The sequence below is a fragment of the Rhodococcus gordoniae genome (assembly GCF_001646655.1).
Lineage (GTDB): Bacteria > Actinomycetota > Actinomycetes > Mycobacteriales > Mycobacteriaceae > Rhodococcus > Rhodococcus gordoniae.
This window is the reverse complement of the sequence record NZ_LPZN01000011.1, coordinates 77,512-99,933: the sequence shown is the minus strand read 5'-3', so window position 1 is coordinate 99,933 and position 22,422 is coordinate 77,512. Positions and strand designations below refer to the sequence as shown.

The window sequence follows — 22,422 nt, the reverse complement described above, 5'->3', positions numbered from 1 at the left end:
TTAAGTTGGTACATCAAACTGTCGAACGCCAGGAGTCACCAGCACATGACCACCTCCGTACCGAGCGAAGAGCTCAACGTCGCCCCGGGCTCGATCGTGGTCGTCCGCGATGAGGAGTGGCTGGTCACATCGGCCGAGCAAGGATCGGACGGATGGCTGGTCAAAGCACGTGGCCTGTCGGAACTGGTCGCGGAAACCACGGCGACGTTCTACTCGAGCCTCGACAAGATCAAGGTGCAGAATCCGCGCGACACCGAGGTGATCGCCGACGACTCCTCCGGATACCGCAAGTCGCGGCTCTGGCTCGAAGCGCTGCTGCGCAAGACGCCGTTCCCGTACGGCGATCAGACTTTGACGGTGTCGACCCAGATGCTCGCCGACTCGCTGGGTTATCAGCGGGCCGCGGTGGCGATGGCCCTCGACCCGCAGCACATCCGCCCGCGCATCCTCATCGCGGACGCGGTCGGCCTGGGCAAGACCCTCGAGATCGGCATGATCCTGTCGGAGCTGGTGCGACGCGGCCGCGGTGAGCGGATCCTCATCGTCACGCCGAAGCATGTGCTCGAGCAGATGCAGCACGAGCTGTGGTGCCGATTTGCGTTGCCGTTCGTTCGCCTGGACTCGGCCGGCATCCAGAAGGTGCGGCAGAAGCTGCCCGCCACCCGCAACCCGTTCACCTACTTCAAGCGGGCCATCATCTCGATCGACACGCTCAAGAGCCCCCGCTACAAGGCGCACCTGCAGCGTCAGCACTGGGATGCGGTGGTGATCGACGAGTCGCACAACCTCACCAACGTCGGCACCCAGAACAATGAGCTGGCCCGTGTCCTCGCCCCGAACACCGAAGCACTGATCCTCGCGTCCGCCACCCCGCACAACGGACGGGAAGAGTCGTTCGCGGAGCTGCTGCGCCTGCTGGATCCGACGGCGGTCGCAGCCGACGGCTCGTTCACCAAAGACGACGTAGCCGCCCTGTTGATCCGCCGGCATCGCCACCACCCGGAGGTGGCTGCGGAGGTCGGCAGCGACTGGGCCGAACGCGCCGAGCCGGTGCACATGCTGGTCACGCCGTCCCCAGCGGAAGATGCCGTCGCGCAGGAACTCTCGCAAACCTGGCTGCATCCGGAATCGGGTAGCTCCCCGTACTCGGGTGAGACGAGGGCATTGTTCCCGTGGACGTTGGCGAAGGCATTCCTGTCCTCCCCCGCCGCGCTCGCGGAGTCGATCAAGCAACGCCGCAACAAGCTCGACCCGCACAACCCCGTACAGGCCACCGAGCTGACGGCACTGACCACACTCGACGAACTCAATGCGAAAGCGTTGAACGAGTCCGCCGGCAAGCAGGCCGCGTTGGTTCAGCGACTAAAGGGCATCGGCGTCGGCGCGAAATCGCCGATTCGGGCGGTGGTGTTCGCCGAACGTGTCGCGACGCTGCGGTGGCTCTCCGAGCATTTGCCGAAGGCATTGGGTCTCAAGGCCGAGAACGTCGCGATGCTGCATGGCGGCCTGTCCGACGTGGAGCAGCAGGAGATCGTCGACAGCTTCAAGCTGGGGACCTCCCCGATCCGGGTGCTCGTCACTGGCGATGTCGCATCCGAGGGCGTGAACCTGCACGCGCAGTGTCATCACCTGATCCACTACGACATTCCGTGGTCGCTGATCCGCATCGAACAGCGCAACGGTCGCGTCGACCGGTACGGGCAGAAGCATCCACCGGTGATCTCGTCGCTGATCCTCGAACCGTCGGACCCGGACTTCTCCGGCGACCTGCGGGTGCTTTCCCGATTGCTCGAGCGGGAGAACCAGGCGCACGGCACCCTCGGCGACGTCGCGTCGCTGATGGGTAAGCACTCGGTGACCGACGAGGAGAATGCGATCCGCGACGTGCTGGTCGGCAAGTCCACCCTCGACGAGCAGATCCGCGACATCGACGAGGTCGCCGACGGCGACGACCTGGATGCGTTCTTCGCGCAGTTCGACCTCGACGAAACCGCTGACGATGCACCGGAAGCCGCGCTGCCACAGGCACCGCGGCAGAGCTTGTACCCGGACGACCTCACCTTCCTCGACGAGGCACTCAAGGCCGCGTTCCACGATGTGCCGAACGCCAGGCTCGAGGACGGTGGTGTCGGGTGGACGGTGCACGCCAATCATGCGGTCGCTGAGCTGACGCCGCCACGGGATCTGCGGCAGCGTCTGGCCCAGTTGCCGCAGAACTACCTGCAGCACGGCAAGGTCCTCGAACGTCTCACCCTCGCCACGTCCCCCGAGATCGGCAACGCCCAGCTCGCTTCCGCGCGGGAGGGCAAGGGTGTCGCGGGTACGACGTGGCCGGAGGCGCACTACCTCGGCCCGCTACACCCGGTCTTGGACTGGGCCAGCGACCGCGCGCTGAGCGCATTGGGCCGCAATCAGATCTTCGTGATCCGCGGCGACGTGCACGCCCCCACGGTGCTGCTGATGGGCACCTTGATGAACCGGCGCGGGCAGCTGATCTCGCGGGTGTTCTCGACCGCCGCGTTCCCCAATCCGAGCAATCTGTCGTTCTGTGTGGTGGAAACGCTCGCGGACCTCGACTTCCTCACCACCGACACGGGACTGCGGGCGGGGTCCGCGAATCCCGGTCCCGTGCCGAACGCCGAGCAGTACCGCACGCTGGTCCCGATCGCGGTGGACGAGGCGACAACGGCGATGCAGATGGTGCTCGACGCGCAGGAGGCCACCGCCACCGAACGGCTCGATCGGTGGCGTAAGCGTGCCGACCGATGGCACTCCGGTGCCGAACAGCTCGAACTCTTCGGCGGGCAACGCAAGAAGGTGGACGTGTTGTCGCGACGGATCGCGGAAGAACAACGCCTCGCCGAATCTCTCGCCCCCACCCAGCAGTTGGTGCGTCCGCTGCTCCTGATCGTTCCTGCTGTTCAGACCAACGGAAAGGACCAGTAGGCGTGGCCTCCTTCGATTCCATCGTCATCGGCGAGGATTGGATCAGCGAGCACTACTTCACCACCGACTCGGCGAAGGAGTCGTTCCACGGCAAGGTGCTCGAACTACGCAAGCTGTGGGATGCGGAGAAGAAGGAAGGGCGCACGACGGTCCGCGACGACCTGCTCGCCGCCACCAAGGACCTGCAGACCGCGCTTGCCGCGCTCGCCGAGAACCCGGATAACGCCTCCGAGGTGCATGCCCTGGTGCGGACGACGTTCGGCTACCCGGCGGCGCTGTCGACCTTCACCGCCGAACGCGCGGGCTCCGAGTTGGAGATCCCGAACGCGAAGCTCGACGGTGTCGCCGAGGTGTTGTTCCTGCAGGCCGTTCCTATCGCGTCGATCGAGGACCTCCTCGACCCCGACACCGGCCTTCTGATCACCCCCGCAGTCGAGGACAACAAGCCGATCGAGGCCGCGTCGAAGGTCGTGTCCGCCGCGTTCCGATCGGACGCACCGCCCACGTTCGTGGTTGTGCAGGCTGGGCAGTGGTTACTGCTCGCCGAGGCCGAGCGCTGGGCCGAGGGCCGCTACCTCGCTGTCGACATGCTGGTCGTCACCGAGCGCCGCCACGAAGCGAAGGGTGGCGAAATCGACCGTGTCGCTGCCATGTTCGGCAAGCAGGCGTTACTGCCCGACGCGGACGGCAACCTCTGGTGGGCGGGGGTGCTGGAGGATTCGGTCAAGCACACCGTCGGGGTGTCGAAGGATCTGCGCGAGGGCATCCGCCTGTCCATCGAGATCATCGCCAACGAGGTGGTCCGACGCCGAGCCGCGAACGGCCTGACCCTCGACGGGATCGACGGGCAGGACCTGGCAAAGCATTCGCTGCGGTTCCTGTATCGGATCCTGTTCCTGCTGTATGCGGAGGCATCACCCGAGATGCGGGTGCTGCCGACCGGTGCCGCCGAATACGAAGAGGGCTACGGCTTGGACCGGCTCCGGGAGCTGACGCTCACCGAGCTGGTATCGGAGCAAGCCCGCCACGGCACGCACCTGTACGAGTCGCTGGCGACACTGTTCCGTCTCGTCGAGTTCGGGCATACGCCCGCCGTCCGGGAGCACATCGCCGATGATCCGGCGCCGGGTATCGAGTTCCAGCCTCTGCGCGCAGACCTGTTCTCCCCCGCCGCAACCGCCCTGATCGACGAGGTAGGTCTCGGAAACGAGGCTACCCAGCGGGTTCTCGAGCACCTGCTGTTGTCCAAGGAAAGCAAGGGGCGTAAGGGCGCCGATCGTGGCTTCATCTCGTATGCGGAACTGGGCATCAATCAGCTCGGTGCGGTGTACGAGGGTCTGATGTCGTACACCGGCTTCTTCGCCGAGGGGGATCTGTACGAGGTCGCAAAGAACGGTGACCCGGAGAAGGGATCCTGGGTGGTCCCGGTGGACCGCTCCGATCACCTCTCACCTACCGACTTCGTCCGGAAGGTGGACGCGGTAACCGGCGAGGAGAAGCCGGTCCTGCATGAAAAGGGCACCTTCGTGTTCCGCCTCGCGGGCCGCGAACGCCAACAGTCGGCGTCATACTACACCCCCGAGGTGCTGACGAAGTTCGTTGTATCGCAGGCCCTCGAAGAGTTGCTGGATCAGAACGACGAGCGGACAACGCCGGAGCAGATACTGGAACTCACGATTTGCGAGCCCGCCCTCGGGTCGGGCGCGTTCGCGATCGAGGCGGTCCGTCAGCTCGCCGCCGAGTACCTCAAGCGCAAGCAGGAGGACCTGGGCGAGCTGATCGATGCCGATCAGTACCCGATCGAGCTGCAGAAGGTGAAGGCGCACATCGCCCTGCACCAGGTATACGGGGTGGACCTCAACACCACCGCGGTCGAACTCGCCGAGATCTCGCTCTGGCTGGACACGATGGTGGCGGGATTGCAGGCCCCGTGGTTCGGTCTGCACCTGCGCCGCGGCAACTCGCTCATCGGTGCGCGGCGTTCGGTCTACGCACCAAGTCTGCTCTCGAAGAAGCAGTGGCTCAAGACACCTGCGAAGGACGTTCCGCTGGGCGAGGAGATCGGCGCCGGTATCCACCACTTCCTCCTGCCGTCCGAGGGCTGGGGCGCGGTGATCGATACCCCCGAGGCCAAGACGTACGCGTCGGAGAAGCGCGAGGAGTTGCGACTGTGGCGCAACGAGATCCGGAAGCCACCGAGCAAGGTGATCGTCAAGCGGCTGCAGGCGCTCGCACAGCGAGTAGAGACGTTGTGGGAGTTCACCCTGCGACGGCTGACGATCGCGGAATCGGAGATTCGACGCGACATTCACCTCTGGGGATCGGATCCGGTCGAACACACACCGGCGGTGTCGCGTGAGGAGATCGAGAACGTCCTCAGCAATCCGAACGGCGCGTACCAGCGTCTGCGTCGGGTGATGGATGCGTGGTGTGCGATCTGGTCGTGGCCGTTGACATCACAGTTCGATCCGCCGGATTGGGATCAGTGGGTCGGGGGCCTCGAGGCCGTGCTCGGCATACAGGTCAAGGAAACCGCAGCTGAACGCCGCGGGCAGTTGAGCATCGGCCGCGACACCAGTTGGCAGGAGCTCGGAGTCGGCGAGGAGAACGACCTACTGCTTTCACGCGCCACGGCGGTCGGTCATACGTACCACCAGTTCCCATGGCTGGAGGTGGCACAGGAGATCGCCAAGCGGCAGGGCTTCTTCCACTGGGAGCTCGACTTTGCACCGGTGTTCGCACGTGGCGGCTTTGAACTCCAGGTTGGTAACCCGCCATGGGTGCGGCCGGACTGGGATGAGGCTGGGGTGCTGGCCGAGTTCGACCCGTGGTGGCAGTTGGCGGACAAACCGGCCGAGGCCGTAAAACGTGCCAAGCGCGAGTCTGCCCTGCGCGACCCGAACGCACTGATCTGCTTCATCGACGAGCGTTCTGAACAGGCCGGAGCCAAGGAAAGCCTTGGGTCAGGGATCGACCGGCCGGCACTGACCGGTCTACAGCCCGATCTGTATCGCTGCTTTATGGAGCGCACATGGCGGTCCGCAGCCTCGAGCGGAATAACCGCGCTGATACACCCTGAAAGCCACTTCACCGAACTACGAGCGAAACACCTACGTCGCCAGGCATATCGCAGGCTAAGGCGCCACTGGCAGTTCAAGAACAACGCCTACATCTTCCGCGAGATCAGCGACAAGCGCGACTTTGGCGTCCACATCTACGGGCATGCTTCACCAGATGTGAGCTTCGTTCAAGGCGCATGGCTTTACCACCCATCTGTCGCCGAGAGATCACTCGCGCATGACGGTTCTGGTCCGGAACCCGGAGTACGAGATGAAGACGATCAGTGGGACACGCGACCGCACAAACAGCGTGTTGTTGTGGTTGATGCCGCAGTTTTGGCTGGCTGGGCTGAACTAATCGACGAGCCAGGCACACCCGCTGATGAAGCACGCATGCTCTATCCCGTGAATCGCGCGAGTACCCAGGTTCTCAAGAAGATCTCGACTGCACCACGACTCGGAGACATTAGCTTTGAGTGGACACGAGGATGGGAAGAGGACCGCGACCGCAAGCTCGGATACTTTGAAACGCGAACCACAACACCCGACCAATGGGACGAAGCGATCCTGCAAGGCCCGCATCTCACAGTCGCGACACCGCTCTATCAACAGCCAAATCCGAACCCGAAGAGTAGGCAGGACACTCAGCAGCTCGACCCCTGCAAGTTCGGTGCAGACTACATCCCCCGCACCAACTACCAGATCGCCAAGCCATACGACGAGTACATCGCCGCCTACCCGAAGTGGCACGATGAACCCAGCTCATCGTTTTTCCGCCTCGCCTGGCGTGCAATGGCTGACTCAGCCACCGTGCGCACCCTTCATTCAGCAATATTGCCTCCTGGTCCCACACACGTATCGGGACTGTTCTCGCTAACAACCCACTCACACACAGATATTGCGCTCGCATCCGCCTTCTCTGGCTCGTTAGTCGCAGACTTTCTCATCAAAGTGACTGGCGTCGCGAACATCAAGATCGGCGTGATCGGCAAGGTCCCCCACATAATGGACCACGACCTTGAAGCTCAACTGATACTGCGAATCCTCCGGCTGAACTGCCTCACCCGGCCGTTCGCACCCCTGTGGAAGGAGCTGTACAACGAGGCATGGCAGCAGGATTCGTGGGTTCCGGGTGTCGGCGTCAGCTATGCCGACCGCGCACCCCTCGGCGAAGTCAGCCCGACGTGGGAATGGGAAACTCCCATGCGCCGCGGCGCCGACCGCCGCCAGGCATTGGTCGAGATCGACGCGATCGTCGCGATCATGCTCGGTATCACCGCCGAGGAACTGCTGACGATCTACCGCACCCAGTTCCCGGTGTTGCAGAAGTACGAGCGCGAAGCCCTGTATGACGCCACCGGCCGCCAGCTCCCCACCAAGCTCGCCTCCGAGTACCGCAAGAAGGGCTCCCTCAAGGCGGCCGACCTCACGGTCGACGGCACCACCTACCAGGAACCCTTCAGCGACGTCGACCGCGAACGCGACATGGAACTGGCTCACCAACACTTTCAACGATTGCTCCGCAGCCAATCCATTGCTACTTCCGACCCGAACCCGAACGGAACCATAGAACAATGCGACTAATCGAAGTTACGGTGAGGAACTACCGATCGATCGAGTCGGAGACAAAATTCTTCGTCGAGGACCTCACCACACTTGTCGGACCCAATAACGAGGGAAAATCAAATCTACTAAGGGCGCTCGACCTTGCTATGTCACTCATTGACCGCTGGAGCCGACTACCCGACCGCCTTTCAAAGCAGACGGAACTGACCGGCCTTGACGCGCGCATGCTGCTCCAGATGAACCGCAACACAATGCGGAGTGTCAGCAGCGATAGCCCGGGCTTCAGCTGGAGCGACGACTATCCGATAGCTAAGCAAGAAAAGCGCGGCAGTCAGCCAACTGTAATCCGCCTAAAGTTCGAATTGGACGAGTCGGAACGAGCCGACTTCACAACTTCGACAGGAATCAAAAACAATGGAGTACTTCCTGTAGAAATCAACCTGGGACGCACGAACGCATCCTTCGGCGTGGTGAAGCCTGGACGTGGGGCGGCTACGCACCGCGCAAAGGCCCGAGCGATTGCCGAGTTTATTTCCCAGCGACTAAGCCTGGTGTCAATCCCCGCCGTTCGAACGGTGCTCCAAGCACGGAGATTGGTTAATGACCTGGCAAGACTGCGTATGCGCGAGCTCGCACGCTCCAAAGAGTACCTAGCCCTTATCGAAGAAATCAACCTCCTACGGCACAATGCAGTCGCGGAAGTAGGAAAGGGACTCGTCGGATCAATCCAACGATACCTACCAGGCGTCAAAGGAGTAGAGATTGTCCCGGAGGACTTTGGGCGGAGCGACTCGGTCGAAGACATCCTCATGGACGACGGTTCGATCACATCACTCTCACGCAAGGGCGATGGGGTCAAAAGCCTCGTAACACTCGCTCTGATTCAGGAACTAGTTGGAGAGCAAAGCCACAGCCACAGCTTCATTCTCGCTGTCGACGAACCCGAAGCACATTTGCACTCTTCCGCAGTTCACGAATTGCAGATCCTGTTCACGAAGCTCTCGGCATCACAGCAGGTAATTCTAGCTACCCACAATCCAATTTTTGTTAACAGAGACCACGTCGGATCGAATATTCTGGTGCTCGGCAACAGGGCGCGACCTGCGCAATCTATTCCACAGGTGCGAGAAGCACTCGGTGTCCAGCTTCACGACAACCTGTCATCAGCCGAAGTCATTGTTCTCGTAGAGGGGCACACCGATGCTAAGCTCCTCCCACGTCTTATCATCGAGTTCGACCCAAGCAAAGCTAGCGACATCAGAAATCAACGCGTCGTATTCAAGGCGGTTACCGGCGCCGGAAAGATGCGACAGTCCATCGTGAGGGAGAAATCAACAGTCTGTCGCATCGTCGCCGTCCTCGACGACGATGCAGCAGGCCGAGAGGAAGCGAAACGCCTAATAGGCGCCAACCTACTCAGTGACGAATGCGTATTTCAGCTGAGGGGATCCGGACGCAAGAACACCGAGATTGAAGACTTACTAAAACCGGAAATCTTCTTGCCAGCAATATCAAAGAGGTTCGGGAGATCTTTCTCAAGACGACACTTCTCGAATAGGTCGCGCAAGTGGACCGACAATCTGGTCGAAGCCGCGCATTCACTTGGTGTTGCGGTCGACCCCGAGGACCTGCCGAGTGTTGCGAAGACCGCAGTGGCCGAGGCCATCAGCAACACAGAAGGACCGATTGCCTCGGAAGCCGCAATTGAAGCAATTACGTCGTTGCGCGATGTAATTTGGGGTGGAAGATAGTGTCGCGATTGCTTCCGACTCTCCAGGCTAACCATCTGCGCGAGGGCCTGACCGACTACCTCTCGACAACGTTCGCGCTCACCGACCCTGACGCTCAGGATGCGCTGTCGGACTTTGTCGGCCATCCCGACACCGGCATGTTCAAGGGTCCCTACGCCCGCCTGCGCCTGCCGTTCGCACCGGCGGGCGGCAACTGGGGCATGCACTTGGACTGGCGGCCAAAGAGATTCACCCCCTACGGCCACCAGGCGGGCGCATTCGAACGCCTCTCCACGAAATTTCACGACCGCCCGCAACCCACGCTCGTCACCACCGGCACTGGCTCCGGCAAAACCGAGGCATTCCTCTACCCGATCCTCGACCACGTCCTTCGTGCCAAAGCTGCCGGTGTCACCGGGATGAAGGCGCTCATCCTCTACCCGATGAACGCGCTCGCCAACGACCAAGCCGAACGGCTCGCCCGACTCATCACCCAACACCCCGAACTTTCGGGTGTCTCCGCCGGTCTCTACACCGGCGAACAATCCACCGGTGGACGCACCAAGGTCTCCGAAGAAGGCCTCATCACCGACCGCTCGTTGATGCACGCCGCTCCTCCGGACATCCTGCTCACCAATTACAAGATGCTCGACCACCTGCTACTGCACCCTGACCGTGCCGACATCTGGCGTCTCTCGGCGGACTCGCTGCAGTACGTCGTTCTCGACGAGTTCCACACCTACGACGGCGCGCAAGGCACCGACGTCGCGATGCTCCTTCGCCGCCTTGGCCTCACAGTCAAAGCCCACTGGACCGACGCCTCGCCTGTCACCGACGACGATCGCGCTCGCCCCCTCGGCCTCATCACCCCCGTCGCGACCTCCGCGACCCTCGGTTCCAAAGCCGCACCCACCGCGATGCTCGACTTTGCACACACCGTCTTCGGCGAAAAGTTCGACGCCGACGCCGTGATCGGTGAGACCCGGCTGAGCCCGTCCGAGTGGCTCGCTGATCGCGACACTGCGCTTGATCGGCTCTACCGGCCGATCTCGCCGCCCGTCGCCGACACCTCCGCGCGCCTCGACGACAGCGCCGAAGCCCTCGGAAACGCCGCGCTGACGGCGGCCATGCTCGCGGAACTGTTCGAGCGCGCCGACGACCTCGACACGGACCATCGTCTCTCTCCCACAGAGTTGCGACACCTCGACGCCGCCGAACAGTTACACCTGCTCAAGGGCCATCCGCTGATGCGGCGACTACTCGAGAAGGCCGTCGACGCGATCTCTCTCGCCGACCTCGCAGAGGCTCTGTTCGACGCACCCGCCTCCGAGCGCGATACCCGCCGCGTCCGCGCTGCGCAGCAACGCTTCCTCGACTATTTGTTCGCAGCGCTCTCCCACATCCGTGCCGAAGTCGGCCGTGCCGCATTGAGCGTCGATGTGCACCTGTGGATTCGGGAGCTGTCCCGCATCGACCGGGTCGTCGCTACCGCCACGTCCTACCGCTGGTCCGACGACGGCGTCCACGAAGACGGCGACGTCATGCACCTACCGGCAGTTTTCTGCCGACACTGCGGTCGTTCCGGATGGGGTGCGCGCCTCGCGCCTACGGGGCACACCCTCGACGTCACCGACGACGCCATCCGTGCCGACCACGCCGCCGGCGCGTCCCGCTTCCGCGCGCTGATCTCCGCGCCCGCCGAAGCGCTACTCGCCGCAACCCGACCCGACTCACCCATCGAGGGTCTGCGCTGGTTCCGCATCGACGACCGCGAAATCTCCGACGATGCGCCCGACCCCGACGGCACCGAACAACTCGAAGGCAAAGTCCTGCCGGTGCTCGTCCTCACCGGCGAGAACGCCGAGGAGGACTCCAAGAACGACATGTGCCCGGCCTGCGGTGTCGCCGATGGCATCCGCTTCCTCGGTAGTGCCGTCGCCACCCAGCTCTCGGTGACACTGTCGAATCTGTTCGGCGACGCCTCCCTCGACGCCGACGAGAAGAAGGCGTTGATGTTCACCGACAGCGTGCAGGACGCCGCGCATCGCGCCGGTTTCGTGCAGGCCCGCTCGCACACCCTCAGCCTGCGCTCGACGCTGCGCAGCGCCCTCGGCGATTCCGCGCTGAGCCTGCCCGAACTACGTGATGCGGTCATCGCACGTGCCGGCGACGACCCGGCCCGCCGCTACCACCTCCTCGCCCCCGACATCGTCGATCACGACGAGTTCACCCCGTTCTGGAAAGCCGACGCGCCGAACCAGGCCCGAAAGAACGCCACCGACAAGGTGCGAAAGCGGCTCGAATTCGACATCGATCTGGAATTCGGCCTGCAGTCGAGGCTCGGCCGCACACTCGAGCTCACCGGCAGCACCGTCGCCGAGGTCGATCTCGGCGGCGCGGAGCGACCGGTGCGGCTCGGTCGTGCTGCCCTCAACGCCACCGAACACCAGCTCTCGCTCACGCCTCCGGACAACGCAGCCATCGCTCGTTGGGTCCGCGGCACCGTCGAGCGGGTCCGCACCCGCGGCGCCATCCGTCACCCGTGGCTGCTCAAATACATCGAGAAGGACGCCAACCGCCGCTGGGTGTGGGGCGCACGCCCCAAAGGTGAAGGCATGCCCGCATTCCCCAAGGGCCGACCGGCCCCCGCGTTCCCCGCGATCGGATCACGCACGGTCCCCGAAGGATTCGACGCGATCACCGCTGTCTCCTCCTGGTACGCACGCTGGGCGTCGCAGTGCCTCGACGTCTCCCCGTTCGACGGCAGCTTCCTCGCGCGGTCGCTGTTCTCCGTCCTCGCCGAACAACGAGTACTCACCGCGGTCCTCACCGAAAGCGGACTCACCGCCTACGGACTGCCGCCCACCTCAATCACCGTGTCCGCTCCGTCGGACGAGGACCTCGCCGCCCGCCGGCACCTGCTGGTGTGCAGCGTGTGCCAAACCCCCACCCCGGGTTCGGCCACGGTCGTCGACGAGCTCGACGGCGCACCGTGCCTGCTCGTCCGCTGCCCCGGCACGCTCACCCGCGCACCGAAGGCACAGAACTTCTACCGGAGCCTCTACGACAGCTCCGAGATGAAGCGGGTCGTCGCGCGCGAGCACACCTCCCTGCTGCCCACCGCGACCCGATTGGGCTACGAAACCGCGTTCAAACGCGGCGGCGCCGACCCGCAGGCCCCCAACGTCCTCGTCGCCACCCCGACGCTCGAGATGGGTATCGACATCGGCGACCTGTCCACGGTGATGCTCGGCTCGCTGCCGCGCACCGTTTCGTCGTATCTGCAGCGCGTCGGCCGCGCCGGACGCCTGACCGGCAATTCGCTGGTCCTCGCGTTCGTCCGCGGTCGCGGTGAGCACCTGCCGAAACTGTACGACCCGACATCGGTGATCCAGGGCGACGTCCGCCCGCCCGCGACCTTCCTCACCGCCGAGGAGATCCTGCAACGCCAGTACGTCGCGCACGTCATCGACCGGCTCGCCCGCGACCCCAACACCGTCGCCCCGCGCGGCGCCCGCGCCGTGCTCGGCAGCTTCGACCCGGACAGTTGGATGGCCGGTCTGCTCACCGCAGTGGACACCGACGCCGATCAGCAGGTCGACGAATTCCTCGCCCAGTTCGACGAAGTCCTCGACGCCCACACCCGAGACTCGTTGCGCACCTGGGCAACCCCGGGTGACGACGGGATGCCCAGCGGACTCGTCACTGATCTGCAGGAGGCCGTGCACCGCTGGAACCGCGACCTCACCGAACTCGCCGCACGACGCGCCGCCGTCGAAGCCGAGATGTCCGAGTTCGAGCGCCGCGCGGCCTCGCCCGCCGCCACCGACGACGACCTGCGCGACCTGCGCACCGCCAAGGGGTCGTTGCGCCTGCTCGGCGGGCAGATCCACGACCTCACCGACGACTACTGGATCAGCGTCCTCGAACGCTACGGCGTACTGCCCAACTACACGCTGCTCGACGACTCCGTCACCCTCGATGTCGGCGTCACCTGGATCGACCCCGACACCAACCAGTACATGGGTGAGGCCACCAGTTATCAGCGCGGCTCCCGCGTCGCGCTGACCGAACTCGCCCCCGGCGCCACCTTCTACGCGCAGGGCCTTGCGGCGCGCATCGATGCCGTCGACCTCGGTGCCGGCGAGTCCAACATCCACACGTGGCGGCTGTGCCCGCAGTGCGGGTGGGCGGGCATCACCCTCGCCGGGGAGGAACCCCCGATCTTGCATTCGTGCCCCCGCTGCGGGACCGGGGCCATCGCCGACGTCAGCCAGCAACTGCAGGTCGTCGAGATGGCGCGGGTGTCCGCTGAGGTCCGTCGCGACGAGGCGTCGATCAACGACTCCCGCGACGAGCGGCACAAGGAATCGTTCACCGTCGTCACCGCTGCCGACATCGACCCCGTCAACGTGGACCGGGCGTGGTTCGTCGAGGAGCACGAGTTCGGCGCGGAGTACCTGCGCCGCATGGATGTTCGCTGGCTGAACATGGGTCGGCGCACGTCACAGGGCCGCACCCGGCACATCGCCGGGCAGGAAACCACCACCGGCCTGTTCCGGGTGTGCTCCTCGTGCGGACAGCTCGACAAGGCCGCGGGCCGCAATTCCCGCTACGAACACCGCAGTTGGTGCCGGCACCGCAACGCCGCGACCGAGCATGTGCGGGAGATCGCGCTCGCCCGCACCCTGCGCACCCAGGGGGTGCTGCTGCACCTGCCGCGCTCGCTCGAATACGACATGTTCGCGCATCCCAGCCTGAGCGCGGCGATCCTGCTCGGTCTTCGGCAGGTGATCGGCGGCTCCCCCGAACACCTCGACGTCGTCACCATCACCGACGCCCTCTACGCACCGACGCAACGCGCGCTGCTGATCCACGACACAGTGCCCGGCGGCACCGGATACCTCGCCGAGTTCGCCGACCCGGCGAAGGTGTGGGCGGTGCTCGACGCCGCGCGCACCGTGGTGCGCGACTGCGACTGCTCCCAACACGACCGGCTCGCCTGCCACAAGTGCCTGCTGCCGTTCTCTCCCCCGCACGAACTCGACAAGGTGTCGCGGAAGGTCGCGCTGCGGGTCCTCGAACAGATCCTCGGTGTCGACAACGACGCGGAACCTGATCGGCAGGCGTGGCTCGACGCCGTCACCGAGGAAGCCCCGTCCCAACCGGTCGGTAGTGAGGAATCACCGCTGGAGAAGGAGTTCTACGCCGCGTTCGTGGAGCGGCTCCGGTCCATCGGTGCGACCGTGAAGGAATCCCCCGGCACTTACGGTCCGTCTGCGACGGTTGTGCTGCCCGGCAAGAAGATCCGCACCTGGAAGCTCACTCCGCAGGTGCACATGGCCAATTCGAAGCCCGACTACGAGCTGAGCACCACCGATCCGGAGATCCCGCGGATCGCGCTGTTCGCCGATGGCCGCAAGTACCACGCGATGGCCGGCTGCAATCGCGTTGCCGACGATGCGGGCAAGCGGGCCATCCTGCGCGACAGCGGCCATCTGGTGTGGTCGTTCGGCCACGAGGACCTGCAGCGGTTCAAGGAGAACGTAGCCGCCACACCGACGTGGCTCTCCGAACAGGCCACCACCAACATGATGAAGGCAGGCAACCTCCGGCCGGCACTCGTCAAACTGCTGTCCGCGGACCCGATCACGATGCTGCTCGCGTTCATCAGCGACCCCGACCTCGAAGCGTGGGAAACCGTCGGTCGTTGGCTGCCGTTCGGATTCGTGGGCGGCAGCAACCGCAGCAAGGGTGACGGCGACACCATCGCCGCCGCCGCGCTGGATCTCCTCAACGGCGGCAAACCCTCGTTCGGAGACGGCGTCGACATGTGCTGGTCATATACCGACGGACCGTTGACCGTCACCGCCACCATGCGCACGGGCACCCGCGCAATGAATGCCGTTGTCGTCGTGGACGACCACGACGATCAGCTCGAGATCCTCGACGGCCGCGCCTGGAAGGAATGGCTGCGGCTGTCTAACTGGTTCGGGCTCGGGGGCAGCCACCGCATCACCACCCGGAAGCTGTTGGAGCTCGACACCAGCGCCCCCGTCGAGGCACCGACGGCCGCCACGCTCAGCCCAGAGTGGCAGGAGTTGTTCGACTCCACAGTCTCCGACGCCGAGAAGCAGCTCGTCCTCGCGCTCGCCGAGAGCGGCGTGCCCGTCCCCGAGCTGAGCTACGAGACCGACGACGGCGACGTCGTGGACTTCGCGTGGGGCGAACACCGCATCGGCGTGCTGCTCGCGCCGAACGACGAGGTCGCTCGTACGATGGCCGAATCGGGGTGGACGATGTGCCCGCCAGATGTCGAACAGATCGCAGCAGTGGTGAAGCGTGCAGGTTCGTGAGTAGCGAACCTGGCCATCGCAACGAATATAGAAGCGCAGCGGTCTCAAGGAAGGGCTAACCAGTGCAGGGCAGCATCAGACGAATCACCGATCTCTTCGACGGAAACAGCAAGCACCTTCTGATCCCGGTCTACCAGCGCAATTACGACTGGAAGGAAAAGCACTGTGCTCGGCTCTTCGACGATCTCGTAGACATCATTCGCACTGACCGCAAGACACATTTCTTCGGTGCGATCGTGGGAAACCCGGAGACTTCGTTCACTTACGTTGTGATCGATGGCCAACAGCGATTGACCACCACCAGCTTGCTCATGCTGGCTTTGGTCCACGCACTCGATGCCAACGACGTCACCTCAACGGATCCAGATCTATCGACAAAGATCCGTGAGAGTTATCTCGTACTCAAGAACGAACACAATGCCGTCAAGTTCAAGCTCAAGCCTGTCAAGAACGACAACGCTGCATACAGCCGCTTGCTGCACAATAACGACACCCCGATCGAGTCCTCCACCATCACGGCCAACTACCGGTACTTCCGCAACCGAATCGCACGTGGCGAGCTCGATGGGGACCAGATATGGGACGCCATCTTCCGCCTCCAGGTAATGGCACTGGACCTGGAGGAACAGGATGATCCCCAGCGGATCTTCGAGAGCATCAACTCAACCGGCCTCGAACTCAGCGAGGCTGACAAGATCCGCAATGTGGTGCTCATGCACCATCCGAGCCACGAGCAAGAAGACCTGTACGAGAACTACTGGAATCGCATCGAGAAGGCGGTCGAGTACCGCACTGACTGGTTCATCCGCTTCTACCTCGTTTCGAAGACAGGCAAAACTCCTCGACAGGACGGCGTGTACGAGGCGTTCCGCGACTATCAAAATAACGTCAAGGCAAGCACCCGCGACATCCTCTCGGAAATGCGGGACTACGCCGAGTACAGTCGCGAGCTAAACACCGCCAGCACCGGCATTCCCGCGGCGGACAAGAGGCTACGTCGCTTCAACATGGTCAAGCACGACGTGACGCTGCCGCTGACCATGCCCCTGCTGGGCGAGGTGAAGGCCGGCACGGTGTCGGGTGAGGACTTCACCGATGTGATCATCATCCTCGATTCCTACCTGTTCCGACGCTTCGTCAGCGGTGTCCTCACCAGCGCCCTCAACAAGATCTTCGCGACCCTGTACTCCGAGATTCACCGCCTCCGCGGCGAAGGAGACCGGTTCTCCGACGTGCTGGCGTATTCCTTGCGCCGACGAGCCGCCTCCGGCCGCTTCCCGACCGATGACGAGTTCAAGGAGTCATTCGCCACCCGCAACCTGTACAACATCAAGAGCGAGAACCGCAGCTACCTGTTCGAGTGCCTCGAGAACAACTGGTCCAACGACACCCACGACATCGCCATCGCGCTCGAGGGCCAGTCGATCAGTATCGAACACATCATGCCGCAGACGCTGACCTCGGCGTGGCGGCAGGACCTGGGCCCCGACGCCGAAGAGATCCACGCAACCTGGTGTAACCGCATCGGGAACCTGACCGTGACCGGCTACAACTCCAGCTACTCCAACTCAACGTTCGCAGATAAGAAGAAGCGCGACAACGGGTTCGATGCCTCGCCGTATCGTCTCAATGCGCTGTTGAAGAGCTCCGAGGTGTGGACGGTTCCCCAGCTCGAAGAGCGAACAAGGGCGCTGACCGCCATCGCCCTGAAATACTGGCCGCTGCCCTCCACGGACTTCGAACCGTACGTGCCACCGCTGCCCTCCATCCCAATGGGCGACGACGAGTCGTTCACCAACCGCAAGATCGTCTCGTTCGAGTTCGGCGACATCCGTAAGACCATCGCGAGTTGGAAGGACGCTTTTGTCGAGGTGATCCGCACACTCGTCGAGGACCACCGTGAGGAGCTCTTCGCCTACGCCGGCGACTCGAACGAGCTGACGTTGGTATCGGACTCGCATGAGATCACGGACTGGGAATCACTGGTGGTTCCGGGTCTGACGGTGGTGACGGGGAACTCCACTCGCGCGAAGCTGGTGATACTGCGGAAACTGTTCAACCATCTCGATCTGGACACCGACGACCTGGTGTTCACACTCCGCAACAACGACACCGCCGAGCCCGAGGACACAGTCGAAGAACCCGGTCCGTTTGCGGAGCTGACCAAGTTCCTTCCTGCCATGGAGGAATACTCATCTTCCACCGCCACTGAGGACGACACTCGTGACCTCCGTGACGAGTTCACCAAGGCGTTCGCCGGGTTCACCGTCGCGAACCCCCAAGCGGCCCTTCCTGGCAAGAACATCCTGGATCTGGAAACATCCGGCTTTATCGAGAAGGCAACAGCCGACGATATTCTCGCTGCGGTGAGCATGACGCTTCAGGTCGAGAGCATCGCGCCTCAGTTCCACCGTCTGATCACCACGGGAACTATCGCGCAGTGGCTGACCACGCTGACATCGAGCACGCTGGGAATCACCACCAGCAGGGATCGCACGGGTGATCCTGCCACCGTGCAGACCACAATAACGCTCGCCCCGCAGTGGCAGGAACTCTTCGATGCCACCGTCTCCGACGTGGAGAGGCAGTTGGTGCTCGCCCTCGCCGCAGCCGATCTGCCGGTACCGACCGTCGGCTACGAGACCAGCGAAGCCGACGTCCTGGACTTCGCGTGGGAAAACAACCGCATCGGCGTCCTCCTCGAATCGGACGACGAGGTCACTCGTACGATGTCCGAATCGGGGTGGACGATGTGCCCGCCGGATGCCGAACGCATCGCGGCTGCGCTGAAGAATGGAGTGTCGTAAGTGGCGAATCTGGTCATCGCGTCGAACACCAAGGCGATGAAGAAGCTCGACAAGTCGGTCAGCGACAAGGTTTGGGCGTTCATCGAGAAGCTCTCCGCCGATCACACCGCCGCGGGCCTCCACATCGAACCGATCAAGGGTGCGATCGATCCGCGCGTCCGAACCGGTCGCATCGACCTGAACTTCCGAGCCATCCTGTTCAAGATCGAAGCCAAGCTCGGCGACGACCCCACCTTCATCTACATGGGCACCTGGCCGCACGACGATGCGAACAAGCTCGCCGAGCGGTCCAAGCTGCGGGTCAACCCCATCAACGGTGTTCTCGAAGGCATCATCGGTGAGCTCGACGGCGAAGAGGACCGCAAGAAGCGCACCGTGGTCCCCGACCCACGCGGCGAACTGAACCGCGCTGTCACCGCTGCCCCGACGTCGTACCTCGGTCGCACCTTCAGCCTTACCGACCTCACCGATCGACTGGGCTTGGATGCCGAGCTGGCCGAACGCGCCTTTGCCGCCCCCGACGAGGCCACGCTCCTCACCATCGCAGCACACGCAGTCGAGTGGCAGGGCAGCGCACTGCTCGAGCTCGCAACCGGCACACACATCGACGTCATCCGAGAGAAGCTCGGCTTCACCGAGAACCCCGTCGACGAGTCCCTGGACGAGGACGAGCAGATCCTCAAGGCTCTCGAACAGCCCGCCTCGAAGATGCAGTTCACGTTCGTCGAGGACAACGAAGAGCTCAAGCGCATCATCGAGGACGGCGACTTCGCCGCGTGGCGTACCTTCCTCCATCCCGAACAGCGCACCTACGTCGAGCAGAACTACAACGGCGCCTTCCGCCTGTCGGGCGGTGCCGGCACCGGCAAGACCGTCGTCGCGATTCACCGAGCTCGTCGCCTCGCCAAGGAAGACCCGACCGCACGGATCGTGCTGACGACGTTCAACAAGACACTCGCTGCCGACCTCAAGGCTGCCCTCAAGACTCTCGATCCGAAGATCCCCACGGCGGACCAGCTCGGCGAACCCGGCATCTATGTCACCGGGATCGATGCTCTCGGCAACGCCGCACTGAGTCACTCCCGCGATATCGGCGACGCCACCGAGGCAGTTCTCGGGTACCGCACCGAACTCAGTCATGCGCGTACCCAGAGCGACAAGGTGTGGCGAGACGTCGCGCAAACGGTCAACAGCGGACTCGACCCCAAGCTCGCCACGCCGGGATTCCTCGAAAACGAATACGTTGCGGTCATTCTCGCAAACAAGGTGACGACGCTCGAGCAGTACGCGAAGGTCGCGCGGCCGGGTCGTGGTGTGCGCCTGAGCCGACCGCAGCGGATCGCAGTGTGGAAGCTGGTCGAGGCATATCGCCGACAGAGCCGCATGGACGGCAGCTTCAGCTTCGCCGAGATTCTGGCGCTTGCCGCTGAGCAGCTGCGGCTGCGCACCGAGGCCGGAGAGAACTTCCTCGCCGATCACGTGCTCGTCGACGAAGCGCAGGACCTGCACGCGACGCACTGGGCTCTGCTCCGCCATCTCGTCGCAGAAGGCCCGAACGATCTGTTCATCGCCGAGGACTCTCACCAGCGGATCTACGGCCAGCCCGTGGTGCTGAGCCGCCTCGGCATCAAGATCGTGGGACGTGCGCGGCGGTTGACCCTGAATTACCGCACGACCGCTCAGAACCTGCATTTCGCAATCAGCATTCTTTCCGGGGCCGAGTACAAGGACTTGGAGCAGGAAGAGGAATCTACGAGCGAATACCGGTCGGCGCGGCTCGGTCCGAATCCAAGATTTGTCGAATGCGTCGATCCTGCGGATGAGCTCGACAAGGTCGCTGAGCTCATCAAATTCTGGATCGAGAAGGATGAGATCGACCCTGGCACGATCGCGGTCTTGACCCGTGGCCAGAACGACCGCAGCCAATTCGTTCGCGCCCTTGGCGAACGCGGTGTCGAAGCTCGTGCACTCGACAACAGCCCGATAACCAGTGGTCATGTACAGGTTCTCACCATGCACCGCTCCAAGGGCATGGAGTTCTCCCGCGTCGTCCTCGCCGGCATTGACGACGCTCATGTGCCCTCCGCAGCAACGATGCGCTCCGTTCCCGAAGAAGAACAACCCGAAGCGCTGCTACGGGAGCGGTCGCTGCTGTACGTCGCGGCGAGCCGGGCACGAGACGCGTTGGTAGTGACGTGGAGTGGTAGGAAGTCTGCGCTTTTAGGGAGCTCAATCGACTGAGGCATAGGGTGGACAGCAGTGCCGTACCGCAGATACGTTGTGCTGGCGCACTCCTGCACTCCGGACCTCGGAGTCGACGGCTCGCACACCGCGCAGCGGGGGACGTGACACAGGGAGTTCGGGTACCAATGGCCCGGCCGGGCTACCCAAGACGAATTCTGCACCGAAGACGTCGTCGAGGCCCAGTCCCCTCTGGAACTGGTGCCGGCTGCCGCAAAGAAGTTTGGATCTGACTCTCGACAGGGCCGCCAAACCCCGAGTAAAGGATCAACGCCGATGAAGGTGGGCGCACCTGACGTGCTCATCAGTGAACACAATCAACCGGCGTGCCGAAAGTGGTGGCGAAGTCCATGGTGCCAGCGGATCGAATCCGTCGGCACCATGGACTCAAGACGAAGTACCTGCTAGGAAACCAGCTGTCTATCGCTACGTTTCACGCTACCTCTGGACGATGCGATCCCCGCCCGCTTCCAACACCCGAGTACTGGTCTTGCATTGGTAGCACTCGAAAGTCGGGTCATCCTTGGTTACATTCTGCTTCGTATTGCACCTCGGGCAGGTCACCGCCACGAAGCCTTGGGGAGCGGGAGGCTCTCCAGGGCCAACAACTGCAGCAACGAGAACTCCGATCGGACCGAACAAGAGTCCTACGAGAGCAAATCCCGGTGCATCCCGATTTTTCCTACTTGCTACATTCCCTGCGACTACAGCACAAACTATCGCGACGAGCAGATAAGCGAGGACGAGAACATCCATTCTTGAAACTCCTTAGGAGGGATGGGGTATCCCAAACATCCCATATGTATGAGAACCCATAGACGTGAGTCAGGTCGGACAACCTGGGTCAGATAAAAGACTAGACGGTGAGCGAATCGGGAGGAGCTTCAGCTCCGGCCACACGGGCAGTGCGCCCAGAGCGGACATCAGCCCTGGAAGTGATCCAAATCCCCTATTTTATCCAGTAATTCGGCGCAAGACGCAGACCCTTGCATGATCAAGATGTCTGCGCAACCGATACGTTCGCCTCAACGTGCAACTGGCTCGCAGGAGACAGGTCTAGCAGGGATTCGGCTCGGTCAGCTTCACAACCGAGAGCACCGCGTCACCTTCACCGATCGGAACCCCCACGCCCGGAGTCTGTCCGACCACGACCCAGTTCGCATCGAGTACCTGGTTCCGACCCTTTCCGGTCGCATCGGTACTACGCGAGTAGAAGACGCCGAGCTCCTGAATAAGATTCTGCGCGTCCTGAAGATTCATGCACACCACGTTCGGCATGGGAACCGTCGTCGGGACAGGCACAGCCGACGACGTGGTGGCTCTCGGGGCAGCCACAGGAGCAGGAGGCAGCTCGGTGGTGGAAGAACTCACGGGTGCTTTCGTCGTGGTCTCCGCCGACGTACGTGCCTGGGTCGTCGTAGGCGGTTGAGACACCGACGATGTCACGGAAGTCGAGGCCGATTCTGCCGTGGACTCGGAATCCGAACCGCAGGCCGACAGACCTACCGCCAACCCCACAACCGTCAAGACGGCTCCTGCAGCACGAACAGAAGTACCGACGCTCCACGACATGATCTATCTCCTTCTGGATACCGGCACTTCGAGCCGGACAATGGAGAATCGTCGCGAGTAACTCTGTCGTTACACGGGATTCGGGATCGAAACGGTAGCCTCGACCGCGCATGCGTTCTGACCGCCAACTAGCTATCGCACGCGC

Annotated in this window: 8 protein-coding genes; 7 read left to right on the top strand and 1 reads right to left on the bottom strand. The window is 63.2% G+C overall.

Going from position 1 to position 22,422, the window contains the following annotated elements; translation table 11 throughout:
* Positions 1-45 precede the first annotated feature (45 nt).
* From A8G18_RS06375 to A8G18_RS06355, 6 genes are all read left to right on the top strand, one after another.
* Complete coding sequence (locus A8G18_RS06375) at positions 46-2,946, top strand: helicase-related protein (protein ID WP_064063195.1); 2,901 nt, start codon at positions 46-48, stop codon at positions 2,944-2,946.
* A gap of 2 nt (positions 2,947-2,948) precedes the next feature.
* Positions 2,949-7,589, top strand: coding sequence for a DNA methyltransferase (locus A8G18_RS06370; protein WP_064063194.1), 4,641 nt, complete (start codon positions 2,949-2,951; stop codon positions 7,587-7,589).
* Positions 7,580-9,322: an ATP-dependent nuclease gene (locus tag A8G18_RS22335; protein ID WP_084421551.1), complete on the top strand. Its 1,743-nt coding sequence runs from the start codon at positions 7,580-7,582 to the stop codon at positions 9,320-9,322. Before A8G18_RS06370 ends, A8G18_RS22335 begins: the two co-directional genes overlap by 10 nt.
* Positions 9,322-15,657 carry a DEAD/DEAH box helicase gene (locus tag A8G18_RS06365; protein WP_064063193.1) on the top strand — a complete coding sequence of 2,112 codons (6,336 nt, stop codon included), beginning with the start codon at positions 9,322-9,324 and terminating at the stop codon, positions 15,655-15,657. Before A8G18_RS22335 ends, A8G18_RS06365 begins: the two co-directional genes overlap by 1 nt.
* A gap of 62 nt (positions 15,658-15,719) precedes the next feature.
* Entirely contained in the window at positions 15,720-18,464 is a 2,745-nt protein-coding gene (locus A8G18_RS06360) for a DUF262 domain-containing protein (RefSeq protein WP_064063192.1), read from the top strand.
* Positions 18,465-20,705, top strand: a complete 2,241-nt coding sequence (locus A8G18_RS06355; RefSeq protein ID WP_064063191.1) for a 3'-5' exonuclease — start codon at positions 18,465-18,467, stop codon at positions 20,703-20,705. It abuts the gene before it with no gap.
* 1,056 nt (positions 20,706-21,761) lie between these two features.
* On the opposite strand, the gene A8G18_RS23320 is transcribed toward A8G18_RS06355, so the two are convergent.
* The gene (locus A8G18_RS23320; protein ID WP_060651576.1) at positions 21,762-21,965 is read right to left on the bottom strand and encodes a hypothetical protein; all 204 of its coding nucleotides are present in this window, start codon (positions 21,963-21,965) and stop codon (positions 21,762-21,764) included.
* Between A8G18_RS23320 and A8G18_RS23315 the strand changes: the two genes are divergently transcribed.
* Complete coding sequence (locus A8G18_RS23315) at positions 21,964-22,134, top strand: hypothetical protein (RefSeq protein WP_245207787.1); 171 nt, start codon at positions 21,964-21,966, stop codon at positions 22,132-22,134. The two genes, A8G18_RS23320 and A8G18_RS23315, sit on opposite strands and share 2 nt — an antisense overlap.
* Positions 22,135-22,422: the final 288 nt, after the last annotated feature.

Bases quoted from the DNA above. Each gene is read 5' to 3' on its own strand.
- A8G18_RS06375 (WP_064063195.1), top strand. From the start codon at position 46: ATGACCACCTCCGTACCGAGCGAAGAGCTCAACGTCGCCCCGGGCTCG.
- A8G18_RS22335 (WP_084421551.1), top strand. From the start codon at position 7,580: ATGCGACTAATCGAAGTTACGGTGAGGAACTACCGATCGATCGAGTCG.
- A8G18_RS23315 (WP_245207787.1), top strand. From the start codon at position 21,964: ATGCACACCACGTTCGGCATGGGAACCGTCGTCGGGACAGGCACAGCC.
- A8G18_RS23320 (WP_060651576.1), bottom strand. From the start codon at position 21,965: ATGAATCTTCAGGACGCGCAGAATCTTATTCAGGAGCTCGGCGTCTTC.